A 16,429-nucleotide genomic window follows, 5' to 3' on the forward strand; every position below is an offset into this window, starting at 1 on the left:
TGTCCCGTTCTGGTGATGCCGGCCGAAGCCGGACACGGGACGCAGCACTGTCGGTCAGTGTACCGGTTCCGCGAGACCGCCCGTGCCACCCGGGCCCCTGGCCTCACGCCCATACACCCCCAGGATCAGCCGTTCTCGCCCCGCAGGCGCTCGCGCACCTTCTCCACCACGTCCGCGTAACGCGCCTCGGCCCCGTAGCGGGTCGGCTCGTAGTACTGCTTGCCGTGCACCGGGTCCGGGGCGTACTGCTGGGCGGCGATGGCGCCCGGGACGTCGTGCGGGTACACGTACCCCTGGGCATGGCCGAGCTTGGCGGCGCCCTTGTAGTGGCCGTCGCGCAGATGGGACGGGACCGGGCCGGCGAGGCCGTTGCGTACGTCGGCGCGGGCCGCGAAGATCGCGTTCGTCGCCGCGTTCGACTTCGGGGCGAGGGCCAGGGCGATGGTGGCGTGGCTCAGGGTCAGCGCCGCCTCCGGGAAGCCGATCAGGGCGACGGCCTGGGCGGCGGCCACGGCCAGCGGCAGCGCGTTCGGGTCGGCGAGGCCGATGTCCTCGCTCGCGGAGATCATCAGCCGCCGGGCGATGAACCGCGGGTCCTCCCCCGCCTCGATCATCCGGGCCAGGTAGTGCAGCGCCGCGTCGACGTCCGAGCCGCGGATGGACTTGATGAGGGCGCTGGCCACGTCGTAGTGCTGGTCGCCGTCCCGGTCGTACTTCACCGCGGCCCGGTCGACGGTCTCCTCGACCGTCTCCAGGGTGATCTCCGGCTCCTTCTTGGCGAGGGCCGCGCCGGCCGCCGCCTCCAGGGCCGTCAGGGCGCGCCGGGCGTCTCCGCCGGCGATCCGCAGCAGATGCGTCTCGGCGTCCTCGGCGAGGGTCACCGCGCCGCCGAACCCGCGCTCCTCCTCCAGCGCCCGGCGCAGCAGTCCGCGCAGGTCGTCGTCGGTGAGCGGCTCCAGGGTGAGCAGCAGTGAGCGGGACAGCAGCGGGGAGATCACCGAGAAGTACGGGTTCTCGGTGGTGGCGGCGATCAGGGTGACCCAGCGGTTCTCCACGGCGGGCAGCAGCGAGTCCTGCTGGGCCTTGGAGAAGCGGTGGATCTCGTCGAGGAAGAGGACGGTCTCCTTGCCGTAGCCGCCGACGGCCCGGCGGGCCCCGTCGATGACGGCGCGGACCTCCTTGACGCCGGCGGTGATCGCGGACAGCTCCACGAAGCGCTTGTTGGTGGCCTTGGAGACCACGTACGCGAGGGTGGTCTTGCCGATGCCGGGCGGGCCCCAGAGGATCACCGACGAGGCGCCGGCCGGGCCGCCCGACCCGTCGCCGACCAGCCGGCGCAGCGGCGAGCCCGGCTTGAGGAGATGGCGCTGGCCCACGACCTCGTCGAGGGTGCGCGGACGCATCCGGACGGCCAGCGGGCTGCCGGCCGGGTCCTTCTCCTGGCGTTCTTCGGCTGCGGCGGTGAAAAGGTCGGGCTCCACGGTCATGAAGCCTAAGCCAGACCACCGACACGGCGAGAAGGCCGGTCCCGGACGCGACGCGCCCGGGACCGGCCTTCCCCGCGACCGGGTGGCCCGGCCGGCCGGACTCAGCTGGTCCAGAAGTCCCACCAGCGGGTCAGGATCAGCATGCCGATGACCCCTATGTGCAAGGCCGGCAGGACCCAGGTGAACTCGTCGAAGAAGGAGCGCAGGGCGCCGGGGGCGGGGATCACGCCGTTGCGGATGTTGTACGAGGTCGTGTACCAGAACATGACGAGGGTGGCGATCCAGGCGAGCACGCACCACAGGCACAGGGCGTTGATCTCGTACAGCGCCTGGATCATGAGCCAGGTGCAGAAGACGACGCCGAGGAACATGCCGGCGTTGAGGCCGAGCCAGTACCAGCGGCGGTAACGGGCGCCCGCGAGGACGCCGACGCCGATGGCGATCACCACGCCGTACGCGACGAGGCCGGCCATCGGGTTCGGGAAGCCGAACACCGACGCCTGCTCGCTCTGCATCACGCTGCCGCAGGAGACGACCGGGTTGAGGCTGCACCCGGGGACGAAGTCGGGGTCCTCCAGGAGCTTGTACTTGTCGATCGTGATCACCCAGGACGCCAGCAGTCCCGCGGCGGCGGTGATCACCAGAAGCCAGGCGAAGCCCCGGCCGGCGCCGCGCGTACGGGAGCCCTCCCCTTGGGCGGTATCGTGCGCGGCCGCTGTGTTCGTCATGTCGCCACCAGTTCTTCCTCGGTCAACCGATGGGCCCCGGCGAGGCCGGAACCTGTCGTCTCTCCCCCGGCACAGGGTGCCACGCCCATGGATACGGGCAGGGGCCCGGTCCGCGATGATCGCGGCTCCGGACCCCTGCCACAAGGGTCCGATGGGACCCTCGTACGCGGCGGATCAGGCGAGCTTCGCCTTCACCGCGTCCACCAGCTCGTCGAGGGCGACGGCCTGCTGCTCGCCGGACTCCATGTCCTTGAGCTGGACCATGCCCTCGGCGAGGTCGCGCTCGCCGGCGACCAGCGCAAAGCGGGCGCCGGAGCGGTTGGCGTCCTTCATGGCGCCCTTGAGGCCCTTGCCGCCGAAGGAGAAGTCCGCGGCGACACCGGCCCGGCGCAGCTCGGTGATCTTGCCGAACAGCACCCGGCGGGCCTCCTCGCCGAGCGCGACGGCGAAGACGCTGGTGGCGGCCGGCAGGTCGAGGGTGATGCCCTCGGCCTCCAGGGCCAGGACCGTACGGTCCACGCCGAGCGCCCAGCCGACGGACGGCAGCGCGGGGCCGCCGATCATCTCGGACAGACCGTCGTAGCGGCCGCCGCCGCCGACCGCGGACTGCGAGCCGAGACCGTCGTGGACGAACTCGAAGGTGGTCCGGGTGTAGTAGTCGAGGCCGCGCACCAGCTTCGGGTCGTCCTCGAAGACCACGCCCGCCGCGGTGATCAGCGCGCGCACCTCCTCGTGGTACGCCTTGCACGCGTCGCACAGGTAGTCGCGCAGCAGCGGGGCGTCGGTGAGCTGGTTCTGCACGGACTCGCGCTTGTCGTCGAGGACGCGCAGCGGGTTGATCTCGGCGCGGCGCAGAGTGTCCTCGTCCAGGTCGAGACCGCGCAGGAAGGTCTGCAGGGCCTCGCGGTAGACGGGGCGGCACTCCTTGTCGCCGAGCGAGTTCAGCAGGATGCGGAAGTCGCGCAGACCGAGCGAGCGGTAGGCCTGGTCGGCCAGGATGATCAGCTCGGCGTCGAGCGCCGGGTCCTCGGCGCCGATGGCCTCGGCACCGACCTGCGAGAAGTGGCGGTAGCGGCCCTTCTGCGGGCGCTCGTAGCGGTAGTACGAGCCCGAGTACCAGAGCTTGACCGGGAGGTTGCCCTGCTTGTGCAGGTTGGCCTCCAGGGCCGCGCGCAGCACGGAGGCGGTGCCCTCGGGACGCAGGGCGAGCTCGTCGCCGCCCTTCGTGGTGAGGGTGTACATCTCCTTGGTGACGATGTCGGTGGACTCGCCGACACCGCGGGCGAAGAGGTTCACGTCCTCGAAGCCGGGGGTCTCGACGTAGCCGTAGCCGGAGGTCCGCAGCGGCGCGGCGATGGCGTCGCGCACCGCCAGATAGGTCGCGGAGTTCGACGGCAGCAGGTCGTACGTGCCCTTGGGGGCCTTGAAGGTGCTCACGTGGATTCTCGTCACATTCCTCGTCGGGGAGCCTGGTTCGCGCTCCCGAGGCCGAAGGCCACCTGCCGTACGTACGGGTTGGTGGCGCGCTCCTGGCCGATGGTCGTCTGGGGACCGTGCCCCGACAGCACCACGGTCGAGTCGTCGAGCGGCAGGACCACGCGGGTCAGCGATTCGAGCATCTCGTCCATGTCACCGCCGGGCAGGTCGGTGCGTCCGATGGAGCCGGCGAAGAGCAGGTCTCCGGAGAAGAGGACGGAGGGGATCTCCGTGGTCTCCGGGGTCCTGAAGGTCACCGACCCCTTGGTATGCCCGGGCGCGTGCGCGACGGAGAAGTCGAGGCCCGCGAGCTTCAGCGCGGCCCCGTCGGTGAGCTCGTGCACGTCGTCGGGCTCGCCCACGGTCAGCTCGCCCATGAGGGGCATCCCGATGGAGCGGCCGAGGGCCTTCTCCGGGTCGCTCATCATGTACCGGTCGGCGGGGTGGATCCACGCGGGTACGTCATGGGCGCCGCAGACCGGGACGACGGAGGCGACGTGGTCGATGTGTCCATGGGTGAGGACCACCGCGACGGGCTTGAGCCGATGTTTTCTCAGCGTCTCCTCGACTCCCTGGGCGGCCTGGTGGCCCGGGTCGACGATGACGCACTCCTCGCCTGCGGCGGGGGCGACCACGTAACAGTTGGTGCCCCAGGCCCCGGCGGGGAACCCGGCAATCAGCACGATCGTCCTTCTGGTCTCGTCCGGTGGGTGGGTGCGGCCGTGTGACAAGCAGCGGATCAGAGTTTACCGGCGGTGCCTGTTCCACAGCCAACCCGTATACGGTACGGGCACACCCGGCCAGGACTGGACTGGCGATCGACGAAGGAGCGGAACCGGTGGTCAGCAGCGATCAGCGGCGGCGGCAGCTCGCCAGGGAGAAGTACCTGCGACAGCAGCAGCGGCGTGTGGAGGCACGGCACAAGGCACGACGGAACACCGTCATCGCCTCCGCGCTCGCGGTGGTGCTCGCCGCCGGCGGCGCCGTCTGGGCCTCGGTGGCCCTGTCCGGTGACGACTCCCCGGCCTCCGACAGCGCGGCGGCCGGCGCGTCGGCCACGCCGGACCCGCGGAAGAGCGAGTCCGCCGAGCCCAAGCAGCCCGAGCCGGCGATGTCGATCGACAAGAAGGCCACGTACGCCATGGCGCTGAAGACCAGCGCCGGCGACATCACGGTCACGATGGACGCGGCGAAGGCCCCGCACACCGTGAACTCCTTCAAGTACCTCGCCGACAAGAAGTACTTCGACGGGACGAAGTGCCACCGGCTGACGACCTCGGGCATCTACGTGCTGCAGTGCGGCGACCCGAAGGGCGACGGCACCGGCGGTCCCGGCTACGCGATCCCGGACGAGAACCTGACGGGCCTCGGCAAGGCGAAGGAGGACGGCACGGTCACCTTCCCGAAGGGCACCGTGGCGATGGCGAACGCGGGTCCGGGCACGGGTGGCAGCCAGTTCTTCCTCGTCTACAAGGACACCCGGCTGCCGCCGAACTACACGCCGTTCGGCACCTTCGACGCCGCCGGCGTCAAGGCCGTCGAGGCCGTGGCGAAGGCCGGCGTGCAGGGCGGCGCGCAGGACGGGGCGCCGCAGACGGCGGTCACGATCGAGAAGGCCACCGTCTCCAAGAAGTAGGCCCGCCGGGCGGGGCGAGGGCGGCCCGGGGACCGTACCCGCGCGCGACCGTGGAATTTCGGTCGCGCTGAGTGCGGACAGCCGGGCCGCCGTTCGCCTAGATTGGCGTTGTGCAGTGCCGGCCGTCGGCCGGGCTGTGGAGGGCGGGCGAGACCCGCCGGGAATCCGTGGACGATGCCAGGGGGCGGGTCCCCCGTGACGGCATCATGGTGAGGAGGCGCTGTGAGCAGCGACCCGTGGGGCCGCGTCGACGAGACGGGCACCGTGTACGTGCGGACGGCCGAGGGCGAGCAGGTCGTCGGATCGTGGCAGGCCGGCAGCCCCGAGGAGGCGCTGGCCTACTTCGAGCGCAAGTACGAGGGCCTGGTGGTCGAGATCGGCCTCCTCGAGAAGCGAGTGAAGACCACCGACCTCTCGGCCAAGGACGCCACGACGGCCATCGAACACATCCGCACGCAGGTCCGGGAGCACCACGCGGTGGGCGACCTGGCGGCGCTGGCGGCCCGGCTCGACCAGCTGGACCGGACGGTGGAATCGCGCCGCGAGGAGCGCAAGGCCGAGAAGGCGAAGCAGGCCGACGAGGCGCGTGTCGCCAAGGAGGCCCTGGTCGCCGAGGCCGAGGAGCTGGCGCAGAGCGAGCAGTGGCGGTCGGCCGGCGAGCGGCTGCGGGCGCTCGTGGACACCTGGAAGGGCCTGCCGCGGCTCGACCGGAAGTCCGACGACGAGCTGTGGCACCGCTTCTCGCACGCCCGCTCGGCGTTCAGCAAGCGCCGCAAGGCCCACTTCGCCGCGCTGGACGCGCAGCGCGAGGACGCCCGCAAGGCCAAGGAGCGGCTGGTCGCCGAGGCCGAGTCGCTGGCGAACTCGACGGACTGGGGCGGCACGGCGGCCCGCTACCGCGAGCTGATGGCGGAGTGGAAGACGGCGGGCCGGGCCCAGCGCGAGCACGAGGACGACCTGTGGAACCGCTTCCGCGGCGCCCAGGACGTGTTCTTCGCGGCCCGTGGCGAGGTGTTCGCCGAGCGCGACGCCGAGTTCGGCGAGAACCTCAAGCTGAAGGAGGAGCTGGCCGTCGAGGCGGAGAAGCTGGTTCCGGTGACGGACCTGAAGGCGGCCCGGGCCGCGTTCCGTGCCGTCAACGAGCGCTGGGAGGCCATCGGCCACGTCCCGCGTGACGCCCGTCCCCGCATCGAGGGCCGGATGCACGCCGTGGAGCGCGCGATCCAGGAGGCCGAGGAGGCCGAGTGGCGTCGCACCAACCCGGAGGCCCGGGCGCGTGCCGCGGGCCTGACGGGTCAGCTCCAGGACGCGGTCGACAAGCTGCGCGGGCAGATCGACGCGGCCCGGGCGGCGGGCAACGACGCCAAGGCCGACAAGCTCTCCAAGGAGCTGGAGGGCCGCCAGGCCCTGCTCGACCAGGCGCTGAAGGGCCTGCAGGAGTTCGGCGGCTGATCCCGCCTCTCCCGGTCGTACGAGGAAGGGCCCCCGGCGCGTGCCGGGGGCCCTTCCTCGTATCGCGTACGGCTCGGCGCGGTGGCCGGCCAGGTGGGGCTACGGCCTGCGGGCGCTGGTCACGCGGTAGACGTCGTACACGCCCTCCACACTCCGTACCGCCTTCAGGACGTGGCCCAGGTGCTTGGGGTCGCCCATCTCGAAGGTGAAGCGCGAGGTGGCCACCCGGTCGCGGGAGGTCTGGACGGCCGCCGACAGGATGTTGACGTGCTGGTCGGACAGGACGCGGGTGACGTCCGACAGGAGCCGGGACCGGTCCAGGGCCTCGACCTGGATGGCGACCAGGAAGACCGAGGACTGGGTGGGCGCCCACTCGACCTCCAGAATCCGCTCGGGCTCCCGGGACAGCGAGTCCACGTTGACGCAGTCGCTGCGGTGCACGGAGACGCCGCTGCCGCGGGTGACGAAGCCGATGATCGGGTCGCCCGGCACCGGGGTGCAGCAGCGGGCCAGCTTCACCCACACGTCGTCGACGCCCTTGACCACGACGCCCGGGTCGGCGCTGGAGCGCCGCTTGGCGCGGCCGCGGGCGGGCGGGACGGTCTCGGCGATGTCCTCGGTCGCGGCCTCCTCGCCGCCGAGGGCCTGGACCAGCTTCTGGACGATGGACTGGGCCGTGACATGGCCCTCGCCGATCGCCGCGTACAGCGAGGAGATGTCGCTGTAGCGCAGCTCGTGGGCGAGGGTGACCAGCGAGTCGCCGGTGAGGATGCGCTGGATCGGCAGGTTCTGCTTGCGCATGGCCCGCGCGATGGCGTCCTTGCCCTGCTCGATGGCCTCGTCGCGGCGCTCCTTGGAGAACCAGGCGCGGATCTTGTTGCGGGCGCGCGGCGACTTGACGAAGCCGAGCCAGTCCCGGGACGGTCCGGCGCCGGCCGCCTTGGAGGTGAAGACCTCGACCAGGTCGCCGTTGTCGAGGGTGGACTCCAGCGGCACGAGCCGGCCGTTGACGCGGGCGCCTATCGTGCGGTGGCCGACCTCGGTATGGACGGCGTACGCGAAGTCGACCGGGGTGGCGCCCGCGGGCAGCGCTATGACGTCGCCCTTCGGGGTGAAGACGAACACCTCGTTGCGGGACAGGTCGAAGCGCAGCGACTCCAGGAACTCCGAGGGGTCCTCGGTCTCCTTCTGCCAGTCCAGCAGCTGGCGCAACCACGCCATGTCGTTGACGTGATCGTCCTTGCTGGCCTTCTTCGGCACGTCGGTGCGCACCTTGGAGGCGCCGGCGACGGCCTCCTGCTTGTACTTCCAGTGCGCGGCGATGCCGTACTCGGCGCGGCGGTGCATGTCGAACGTACGGATCTGGAGTTCGACCGGCTTGCCGCTGGGTCCGATGACCGTCGTGTGCAGCGACTGGTACATGTTGAACTTCGGCATCGCGATGTAGTCCTTGAACCGGCCGGGGACCGGGTTCCAGCGCGCGTGGACGGTGCCGAGGGCCGCGTAGCAGTCGCGGACGGTGTCCACGAGGACACGGATGCCGACCAGGTCGTAGATCTCCGCGAAGTCCCGGCCGCGGACGATCATCTTCTGGTAGACGCTGTAGTAGTGCTTGGGGCGGCCGGTGACGGTGGCCTTGATCCGGGCGGCCCGCAGGTCGGCCTGCACCTCGTCGGTCACGACGGCCAGGTACTCGTCGCGCTTGGGGGCGCGCTCGGCGACGAGGCGGACGATCTCGTCGTACATCTTGGGGTAGAGGATCGCGAAGGCGAGGTCCTCCAGCTCCCACTTGATGGTGTTCATGCCCAGCCGGTGCGCCAGCGGGGCGTAGATCTCGAGGGTCTCGCGGGCCTTCTTCTCCTGCTTCTCCCTCTTGAGGTAGCGCATGGTGCGCATGTTGTGCAGGCGGTCGGCGAGCTTGATGACCAGGACCCGGGGGTCCTTGGCCATGGCGACGACCATCTTGCGGACGGTCTCGGCCTGCGCGGCCTCGCCGAACTTGACCTTGTCGAGCTTGGTGACGCCGTCGACGAGCAGGGCGACCTGGTCGCCGAAGTCGCGGCGCAGGTCGTCCAGGCCGTACTCGGTGTCCTCGACGGTGTCGTGCAGGAGCCCCGCCATCAGGGTCGCCGGGTCCATGCCCAGCTCCGCGAGGATGGTGGTGACGGCGAGCGGGTGGGTGATGTACGGGTCACCGCTCTTGCGCTTCTGGCCGCGGTGCCAGCGCTCGGCGACCTGGTAGGCGCGCTCGATCTGGCGCAGCGTCGCCGTCTCGATCTTCGGGTCGTTGGAGCGGACGATCCGCAGCAGCGGTTCGAGGACCGGGTTGTACGGGGAGGAGCGCTGGACGCCCAGGCGGGCGAGGCGGGCGCGGACGCGGCTGGAGGAGCCGCCCGAGCGGCCCGGAGTGTGCGCCGGGCGGGCGGGCTCGGTGCGGGCCGGTTCGGTCCTGGCGGGCGTCGCCGACGCGGGCCGGGCGGCGGAGGCGGGCGCGGGTGCCGCGGATCGGGGCCGGTTCTCCGCAGGCTCGTTCCGTGGCGCGGCAGCCCCCGGCGCGGCCTGCTGGGCCTGCGGGTCGGGCTGCTCGGCGGAGAATGACTGGGCCTCGTCTGGCAACGGCGCTCCTCTGAGGGTCCCCCGGACGGAGTCTGGGGGAGGTTCCGGATCCCCGGTCTGGCCCGGAAAGGCCATCGTATCGACCTGGGAGACGCGGTGCTCGCGTGGCCGGGGCGGGCCCGGAGCGGGACGGGCGGCGACCGCCCGCCGCGGCGCCCTGGGCGGCCGTCCACAGTCGTCCGATGTCGTCCGGCGTCGTCCGGCGTCGTCCGGCGTCGTCCGGGGACCCTGGCGGGTCTGTGGGGAAAACGACGGGGGCGGCCCGGGGAATTCCCCGGGCCGCCCCTTTCGTCCTGCGGGCCGCTCGTCAGACGGTGATCAGCGCCGTGAGCGGAGCGCCGCCGAGGGCGGACTCCAGGCGGGCCCGGCCGGGCAGGAAGCCCAGCTCCATGAGGACGGCGACGCCGGCGACCTCGGCCCCGGCACGCCGGATGAGCTCGATGGACGCCTCGGCGGTGCCGCCGGTGGCGAGGACGTCGTCGATGACCATGACGCGGTCGCCCGCGGCCAGGTCCTCGGCGTGCACCTCGATCTCGGCGGTGCCGTACTCCAGCTCGTAGGCCTGGCTCAGGGTTGCCCCGGGCAGCTTCCCGGCCTTGCGGACCGGGATGAAGCCCAGACCGGCGCGGACGGCGACGGGGGCGGCCAGGATGAAGCCGCGGGCCTCCAGGCCGACGATCTTCGTGGCCCCGGCCACGGCGCACAGCCCGGCGAGGGTGTCCGTGAGGATGGTGAACGCCTCCGGGTCCGCGAGCAGCGGGGTGATGTCCTTGAACATCACACCCGGCTTCGGATAGTCGGGGACGTCCCTGATCCGGCTGAGGAGCAGGTCGCTGGTGCTCTGGGTCTCGGTGCTCATCCGCGGCGCTCCGAGGACCGGCCGCGGCGCGAACGCTGGCCGACGACGGCGGGCTCGGCCGCCATGTCGTCGTACGCGCCGTCCACGTCCTGCTCGTCGCCCCGGGTGGCCGCGGCGGACCGCTTGGCCAGGACGCGCTTCCTCAGGGCCCGCATGGCCGGCTCGCGCTCCTTGAGGTCGGCGACGAGCGGCGTGGCGATGAAGATCGAGGAGTACGCGCCGGCGGCGAGGCCGACGAACAGCGACAGCGAGATGTCGTTCAGCATGCCGGCGCCGAGGACGCCGCCACCGATGAAGAGCAGGCCGGCGACCGGGAGCAGGGCCACCACCGTGGTGTTGATCGAACGGACCAGGGTGCCGTTGATCGAGCGGTTGGCGATGTCGCTGTAGGTCCAGCGGGTCTGCTTGGTGATGCCCTTCGTCTGCTCCTTGAGGGAGTCGAAGACGACGACCGTGTCGTAGAGCGAGTAACCGAGGATCGTCAGCAGACCGATGACCGTACCGACCGTGACCTCGAAGCCGACCAACGAGTAGATGCCGACCGTGATCGTGAGGTCGTGGATGAGCGCGACGAGCGCCGCGACGGCCATCCGCCATTCGAACGCGATGGCGAGGTAGATCACCACGAGGATCATGAAGACCCCGAGGCCGGTCCAGGCCTTGTTGGCGATCTGCTCACCCCAGCTGGGGCCGACCAGCTCGGCCGCGATCTTCGGCTCCTCGACCTTGAGGTCCTCGGCCAGCTGCGCGCGCACCTGGTCGGACTTGCCGGTGTCGAGGCCGCCGACCTGGATGCGCAGCGAGCCGTTGCCGAGCTTCTGGACGATGGCGTCGTGACCGGACGCCTCCTCCGCGTACTCGGTGGCCTGCTCGACCGAGACGGCGGTCTTCGGGGTGGTGAAGACAGCACCGCCCTGGAACTCGATGCCCATGTTCAGCCCGCGCACCGCGAGGGCGACGATCGCCGTGATGGTGATCAGGATCGACAGGCCGTACCAGATCCTGCGGTTGCCGATGAAGTCGTAGCCGACCTCACCTCGGTGGAGCCGGGCGCCGAGATCTCCGAGCTTCGACATCTCACGCCTCCTTCGGTTCGACAGTGCCGGCGGCAGGGGCGGACGTACGGCGGGTGCGGCGCAGCGGCGGCTTGGCGCCGAGGCTCTTCGGGTCGAGGCCGGACAGCTTGTGGCCGTTGCCGAAGAACTTCGTACGGGCCAGCAGCGTCATCACCGGCTTGGTGAAGAGGAAGACCACGACGATGTCGAGGAGGGTGGTCAGGCCGAGCGTGAACGCGAAGCCCTGGACCTTGCCGACGGTGACGATGAACAGCACCGCGGCGGCGAGGAACGACACGAAGTCGGAGACCAGGACCGTACGCCGGGCCCGCGGCCAGGCGCGCTCGACGGCTGGGCGCAGCGAGCGGCCCTCACGGATCTCGTCGCGGATGCGTTCGAAGTAGACGATGAACGAGTCGGCGGTGATACCGATGGCGACGATGGCGCCACAGACGGCCGGCAGGTTCAGCGCGAAGCCGATGGCCGGGCCGAGCAGGGCCATGAGCACGTAGGTGAGCAGGGCCGAGACACCGAGGCTGAGGAGCGCGATGAACGACAGGCCGCGGTAGTAGATCACCAGGTAGAGGACGACCAGGGCGAGACCGATGGCACCGGCGATGAGACCGGCCTGCAGCTGGTCGCTGCCGAGGGCGGCGGTGACGGTGTCCACGCTCTGGGTCACGAAGGAGAGCGGCAGGGCACCGTACGACAGGATGTTGCCGAGGTCCTGGGCGCTCTGCTGGGTGAAGCTGCCGGAGATCTGCGCGTTGGCGCTGAGCGTGGTCTGGACGCGGGGCGCCGAGACGACGTCGCCGTCGAGGACGATCGCGAACTGGTTCTGCGGCTCGGCCTGCTGCGAGAGCTTGCTGGTGATCTTCTGGAACTTCTTCGAGCCGCCGTCCGTGAACGTCATGTCCACGATCCACTGACCGGTCTGCGGGTCGAGCGAGGCGCGGGCCTTGTCGACGTCCTTGCCGTCGACCTCGGCGGGGCCGAGGAGGTACTTCTCCCACATGCCGCCGTTCTCGCCACAGGCGACGGCGGGCTCGGTCGGCTTGACGCCCTGGCCGACGGCCGCGCGCTGCTTCGGGTCGAGGCAGTTCAGCGCCGCGAACTTCTGCTGGAGCGCGGCGGTGGCCGGGTCGGGGGTCTGCTCCGGGGCCGGCGGGGTGGCCGCCTTCGCCGGGGCCGACGGGGAGGTGCTGGCGGTGGCCGTCGGGCTCGGGGCCTTCAGGCCCTCGGTGACGGCGCGGCCCTGCGGAGTGGCGGTGGCGGTCGGAGTGGCGGACTTCCCGTCCGCCTCTCCGTTGCCGGCCTTGGCTCCCTGGCCGGCTTTGTCCTTGTCGCCCTTGTCTCCCTGCGCGGGCTTGCCGGAAGCGGAGGGCTTCGGCGAGGCCGTGCCGTTCGGCTTGGCGCTCGGGTCCGCGACGGGCGGCTGGGCGGCGGCGACGGTCAGGACCGGCCGGAAGTACAGCTGGGCGGTGGTACCGACCTGCTCGCGGGCCTGCTTCTCGTTCGTCCCCTTGGGGATGTTGACGATGATGTTCTCGCGGCCCTGCGTCTGGACCTCGGCCTCCGAGACACCCAGCCCGTTGACACGGCGCTCGATGATGCCGACCGCCGTGTTCATGTTGGACTCGTTGACGGCGGACTCCTGTCCGGGCTCCGCCTTCGCCTTGAGCGTGATCGACGTACCGCCGGCGAGGTCGATGCCCAGGCGCGGCTTGGTGTGCCCCGACCAGAACATCCCGCCGGTCAACGCGACCATGGCGATCAGAATGAGTGCCAGGGCGCGGCCCGGCCGGCTCTGGCCCCCCGCCGGCCTTCGGCCCTTCTTCGGTGCTGCCACCTGTCGTTTCTCCCTGTCCGAACCGCCCCGCGCCGCTGGGCCGGGGACGGCCACGAAGTATGTGAGGGGCAACCGCCCCGCAGACGTGAGACCGCCGCGGAAGCCGCGCACGCCCCGGCGGGGCGGACGCGGCTCCCGTGCGTGGAACTTACTTGGCCTCGGTCTCGCCGTCCGCCTTGCCGTCCTTGTCGCCCTCGGCAGCGCCGGTCTTCTTGGTCAGGTCGGCCTTGGGCTCGACCGCGGCCTCCGTGGAGGTCTCCTCGGCGTCCTGGGCGGCCTCGGTCAGCGAGGACACATCGTCGGGGACGACCGTGTCGGGCTCGTCACCGTGCACGATGCGGTTGTACTCCGCGTCGTCGAGGACGGCGCCGATCGAGTTCTTCGCGTAGACCGCGTGGACGCCGGGAGCGACCTCCAGGAGGACGGTCTCGTCGTTGATCTCCTTGACCGTGGCGTACATCCCCCCGATCGTGCGTACGCCGGTGCCGGGCTGCATCTGGTTGCGCATCTCCGCCGCCTGCGCCTGCTTCTTCTTGGCAGAGCGGGTCATGAGGAACATGGCCCCGATGAGCACGATGAACGGGAGGAGCATGCCGATGTTATTCACGGGACGGAATTTCCTTCGCAAGGCCGGGGAAAAGTCCGTCGGCCTGATTCGGGGGTGGGTGCGCCGACCATAAGGGCGGCATCGGCGGAGTCTAGGCGAGTCCGCATCGATGGAACAACGCCCAGCATCGCACCCCGGTTCCCGAACGGGCGAGTCTCCGCGCCGTCACGCCCCGAAGAGCCCCGGTTGTCCGGTTCCCCCATTCCCGGTGGTGGAGCCGGGTCCCGCGGCCTGCGGCGGGACCATTCCGAGGTGGTCCCAGGCCGCCGGAGTGGCGACCCGGCCACGGGGCGTGCGCGCCAGCAGTCCCTCCCGTACGAGGAAGGGCTCGGCGACCTCCTCGACGGTCTCGCGCTCCTCCCCCACCGCGACCGCGAGGGTGGACAGACCGACCGGGCCGCCGCCGAAGAGCTTGAGCAGGGACGTGAGGACGGCGCGGTCGAGGCGGTCGAGGCCGCGGCTGTCGACCTCGTACACCCCGAGGGCCGCGGCGGCGATCTCACGGGTGATCGCTCCGTCCGCCCTGACCTGGGCGTAGTCGCGCACCCGGCGCAGCAGCCGGTTGGAGATACGGGGGGTGCCGCGGGAGCGGCCGGCGATCTCGGCGGCGCCGGCCGGGTCGATGGCGACGTCGAGGAGTCCGGCGGAGCGGCACACCACCCGCTCCAGCTCGTGCGGCTCGTAGAACTCCATGTGGGCGGTGAAGCCGAAGCGGTCGCGCAGCGGCGGCGGCAGCAGGCCGGCCCGGGTGGTGGCGCCGACCAGGGTGAACGGCGGCAGGTCCAGCGGGATGGCGGTGGCGCCGGGGCCCTTGCCGACGATGACGTCGACGCGGAAGTCCTCCATCGCCATGTAGAGCATCTCCTCGGCGGGCCGGGACATCCGGTGGATCTCGTCGAGGAAGAGGATCTCGCCCTCCTGGAGGGAGGACAGGATCGCGGCGAGGTCGCCCGCGTGCTGGATGGCGGGGCCGCTGGTGATCCGGATCGGGGCGTTCATCTCCGCCGCGATGATCATGGAGAGGGTGGTCTTGCCCAGGCCGGGGGCGCCGGAGAGCAGCACGTGGTCGGCGGTGGCGCCGCGCTGGCGGGCCGCTTTGAGGACGAGGTCGAGCTGCTGGCGGACCTTCTCCTGGCCGACGAACTCGGCGAGGTCCTTGGGGCGCAGCGCCGCCTCGACGGCCTGGTCGTCGCCCTCGGCGGAGGCGTCGACGATCCGCTCCTCGGCCGTTGCCGTCTCGTCGTCCCAGTTCACGGTGGTGGTTGCCTTTTCGCTCGTACGGGGAAGGGGCGGCCGGGTCAGCGGGCGCGGTTGAGGGTCTGGAGGGCGGCGCGCAGCAGCTGCGGCACGGGCGCGGAGCCGGTCTCGGCGAGCGCGGCCTCGGCCTGCGGGGTGACGGCGGCGACGGCCTCCTCGGCCTCCCGGCTCGCGTAGCCGAGGCCGACGAGCGCGGCGGAGAGCTGCTCGGTCCAGGGCGCGGGGCCGGCGGCCGCGCGCCGCTGGCCGACCAGGCCGCTGCTGCCGAGCGGCGCGCCGAGCTTGTCCTTCAGTTCGAGCAGAAGCTTCTGGGCGCCCTTCTTGCCGATGCCGGGGACGGCGGTGAGCGCCTTCTCGTCGCCGGTGGAGACGGCGAGGCGCAAGGCGTCGGGGCTGTGCACGCCGAGCATGGCCTGGGCGAGGCGGGGGCCGACGCCGCTGGCGGTCTGGAGCAGCTCGAAGACCTGGCGCTCGTCGTCGTCCGCGAAGCCGTACAGGGTCAGCGAGTCCTCGCGGACCACGAGGGAGGTGGCGAGGCGGGCGGGCTCGCCGACGCGGAGGGCCGCGATCGTGTTCGGGGTGCACTGGACGGCCATGCCGACGCCCCCCACCTCGACGACGGCGGTCGTGGGGGCGAGGGCGGCCACCGGGCCGCTGACGAAGGCGATCATGACGTGCGGCCTTTCGAGGCGTGCAGGGCAGCGGCCTGCTGGAGACGGTTCTGCGCCACGGCCTGCTGGAGACGGTTCTGGGCGGGGGCGCGCCAGATGTGGCAGATGGCGAGGGCGAGGGCGTCGGCCGCGTCGGCGGGCTTGGGCGGGGCGGAGAGCCGGAGCAGCCGGGTGACCATGGCGCCGACCTGGGCCTTGTCGGCGCGTCCGCTGCCGGTGACGGCGGCCTTGACCTCGCTCGGGGTGTGCAGGGCGACCGGCAGTCCGCGGCGGCTCGCGCACAGCATGGCGACGGCGCTGGCCTGGGCGGTGCCCATCACCGTACGTACGTTGTGCTGGCTGAACACCCGCTCCACGGCGACCAGTTCGGGCTCGTAGCGGTCGATCCACTCCTCGATGCCGCGCTCGATGCCGACGAGTCGCGGACCGATGTCGGCGTCCGCGGGGGTCCGGACCACCCCGACGCCGAGCATGGTCAGCGGACGTCCGGCGACGCCTTCGACGACACCGACACCGCACCGGGTCAGACCCGGGTCAACCCCGAGGACGCGCACGCCGCCCCTCCCTGATCTTCAGTCGATCGCAAGTCTGTTTGTGCAGGCTATCCGCTGCCACTGACAACGCGGGACAAAGCAGCGGGCCGACGGGGTGTGTCCCGGCGGCCCGCAGCGGCGGTTACCGCCCTCAGGTCCAGTGCGGGTCGAGCGCGGAGGTCTGGAAAACCCTAGCCAAGTCC

Annotated in this window: 14 protein-coding genes; 2 read left to right on the forward strand and 12 right to left on the reverse strand. The window is 71.4% G+C overall.

Annotation, left to right across the window (positions count from 1 at the left end):
* Positions 1-125: 125 nt before the first annotated feature.
* From ABZ693_RS10300 to ABZ693_RS10315, 4 genes are all read right to left on the reverse strand, one after another.
* Positions 126-1,481, reverse strand: coding sequence for a replication-associated recombination protein A (locus tag ABZ693_RS10300; protein WP_359875354.1), 1,356 nt, complete (start codon positions 1,479-1,481; stop codon positions 126-128).
* A gap of 107 nt (positions 1,482-1,588) precedes the next feature.
* The gene (locus tag ABZ693_RS10305) at positions 1,589-2,215 is read right to left on the reverse strand and encodes a vitamin K epoxide reductase family protein (protein WP_359875355.1); all 627 of its coding nucleotides are present in this window, start codon (positions 2,213-2,215) and stop codon (positions 1,589-1,591) included.
* Between the two features lie 174 nt (positions 2,216-2,389).
* The gene (hisS, locus tag ABZ693_RS10310; RefSeq protein WP_359875356.1) at positions 2,390-3,652 is read right to left on the reverse strand and encodes a histidine--tRNA ligase; all 1,263 of its coding nucleotides are present in this window, start codon (positions 3,650-3,652) and stop codon (positions 2,390-2,392) included.
* A gap of 11 nt (positions 3,653-3,663) precedes the next feature.
* A complete protein-coding gene (locus ABZ693_RS10315) occupies positions 3,664-4,374 on the reverse strand; it encodes an MBL fold metallo-hydrolase (protein WP_359875357.1) in 711 nt (236 codons plus the stop codon).
* A gap of 155 nt (positions 4,375-4,529) precedes the next feature.
* Between ABZ693_RS10315 and ABZ693_RS10320 the strand changes: the two genes are divergently transcribed.
* Positions 4,530-5,327, forward strand: coding sequence for a peptidylprolyl isomerase (locus ABZ693_RS10320; RefSeq protein ID WP_359875358.1), 798 nt, complete (start codon positions 4,530-4,532; stop codon positions 5,325-5,327).
* 222 nt (positions 5,328-5,549) lie between these two features.
* Positions 5,550-6,779, forward strand: coding sequence for a DUF349 domain-containing protein (locus ABZ693_RS10325; RefSeq protein WP_359875359.1), 1,230 nt, complete (start codon positions 5,550-5,552; stop codon positions 6,777-6,779).
* 99 nt (positions 6,780-6,878) lie between these two features.
* On the opposite strand, the gene ABZ693_RS10330 is transcribed toward ABZ693_RS10325, so the two are convergent.
* From ABZ693_RS10330 to ruvC, 8 genes are all read right to left on the reverse strand, one after another.
* Positions 6,879-9,395, reverse strand: coding sequence for a RelA/SpoT family protein (locus tag ABZ693_RS10330; protein ID WP_359875360.1), 2,517 nt, complete (start codon positions 9,393-9,395; stop codon positions 6,879-6,881).
* Positions 9,396-9,702: 307 nt separating this feature from the next.
* On the reverse strand, positions 9,703-10,254 hold the full coding sequence (locus ABZ693_RS10335; protein ID WP_359875362.1) for an adenine phosphoribosyltransferase: 552 nt from the start codon (positions 10,252-10,254) through the stop codon (positions 9,703-9,705).
* The gene (gene secF / locus ABZ693_RS10340; protein WP_359875364.1) at positions 10,251-11,330 is read right to left on the reverse strand and encodes a protein translocase subunit SecF; all 1,080 of its coding nucleotides are present in this window, start codon (positions 11,328-11,330) and stop codon (positions 10,251-10,253) included. Before secF ends, ABZ693_RS10335 begins: the two co-directional genes overlap by 4 nt.
* 1 nt (position 11,331) lies before the next feature.
* Positions 11,332-13,158 (reverse strand): protein translocase subunit SecD, encoded by a 1,827-nt coding sequence (gene secD, locus ABZ693_RS10345; protein ID WP_359875365.1) that lies wholly within the window; start codon positions 13,156-13,158, stop codon positions 11,332-11,334.
* A 148-nt stretch (positions 13,159-13,306) separates the two neighbouring features.
* Positions 13,307-13,750: a preprotein translocase subunit YajC gene (gene yajC, locus ABZ693_RS10350; protein WP_359875380.1), complete on the reverse strand. Its 444-nt coding sequence runs from the start codon at positions 13,748-13,750 to the stop codon at positions 13,307-13,309.
* 180 nt (positions 13,751-13,930) lie between these two features.
* Positions 13,931-15,019 carry a Holliday junction branch migration DNA helicase RuvB gene (ruvB, locus tag ABZ693_RS10355; RefSeq protein WP_359875366.1) on the reverse strand — a complete coding sequence of 363 codons (1,089 nt, stop codon included), beginning with the start codon at positions 15,017-15,019 and terminating at the stop codon, positions 13,931-13,933.
* A 44-nt stretch (positions 15,020-15,063) separates the two neighbouring features.
* Positions 15,064-15,693 (reverse strand): Holliday junction branch migration protein RuvA, encoded by a 630-nt coding sequence (ruvA, locus tag ABZ693_RS10360; RefSeq protein ID WP_359875367.1) that lies wholly within the window; start codon positions 15,691-15,693, stop codon positions 15,064-15,066.
* On the reverse strand, positions 15,690-16,247 hold the full coding sequence (gene ruvC, locus ABZ693_RS10365; RefSeq protein ID WP_359875368.1) for a crossover junction endodeoxyribonuclease RuvC: 558 nt from the start codon (positions 16,245-16,247) through the stop codon (positions 15,690-15,692). Before ruvC ends, ruvA begins: the two co-directional genes overlap by 4 nt.
* Positions 16,248-16,429 lie beyond the last annotated feature (182 nt).

The organism is Streptomyces laurentii (assembly GCF_040635425.1).
In the GTDB taxonomy this organism is placed as follows: Bacteria; Actinomycetota; Actinomycetes; order Streptomycetales; family Streptomycetaceae; genus Streptomyces; species Streptomyces laurentii.

Bases quoted from the DNA above. Each gene is read 5' to 3' on its own strand.
- ABZ693_RS10335 (WP_359875362.1), bottom strand. From the start codon at position 10,254: ATGAGCACCGAGACCCAGAGCACCAGCGACCTGCTCCTCAGCCGGATC.
- secF (WP_359875364.1), bottom strand. From the start codon at position 11,330: ATGTCGAAGCTCGGAGATCTCGGCGCCCGGCTCCACCGAGGTGAGGTC.
- ABZ693_RS10305 (WP_359875355.1), bottom strand. From the start codon at position 2,215: ATGACGAACACAGCGGCCGCGCACGATACCGCCCAAGGGGAGGGCTCC.
- ruvA (WP_359875367.1), bottom strand. From the start codon at position 15,693: ATGATCGCCTTCGTCAGCGGCCCGGTGGCCGCCCTCGCCCCCACGACC.
- yajC (WP_359875380.1), bottom strand. From the start codon at position 13,750: ATGCTCCTCCCGTTCATCGTGCTCATCGGGGCCATGTTCCTCATGACC.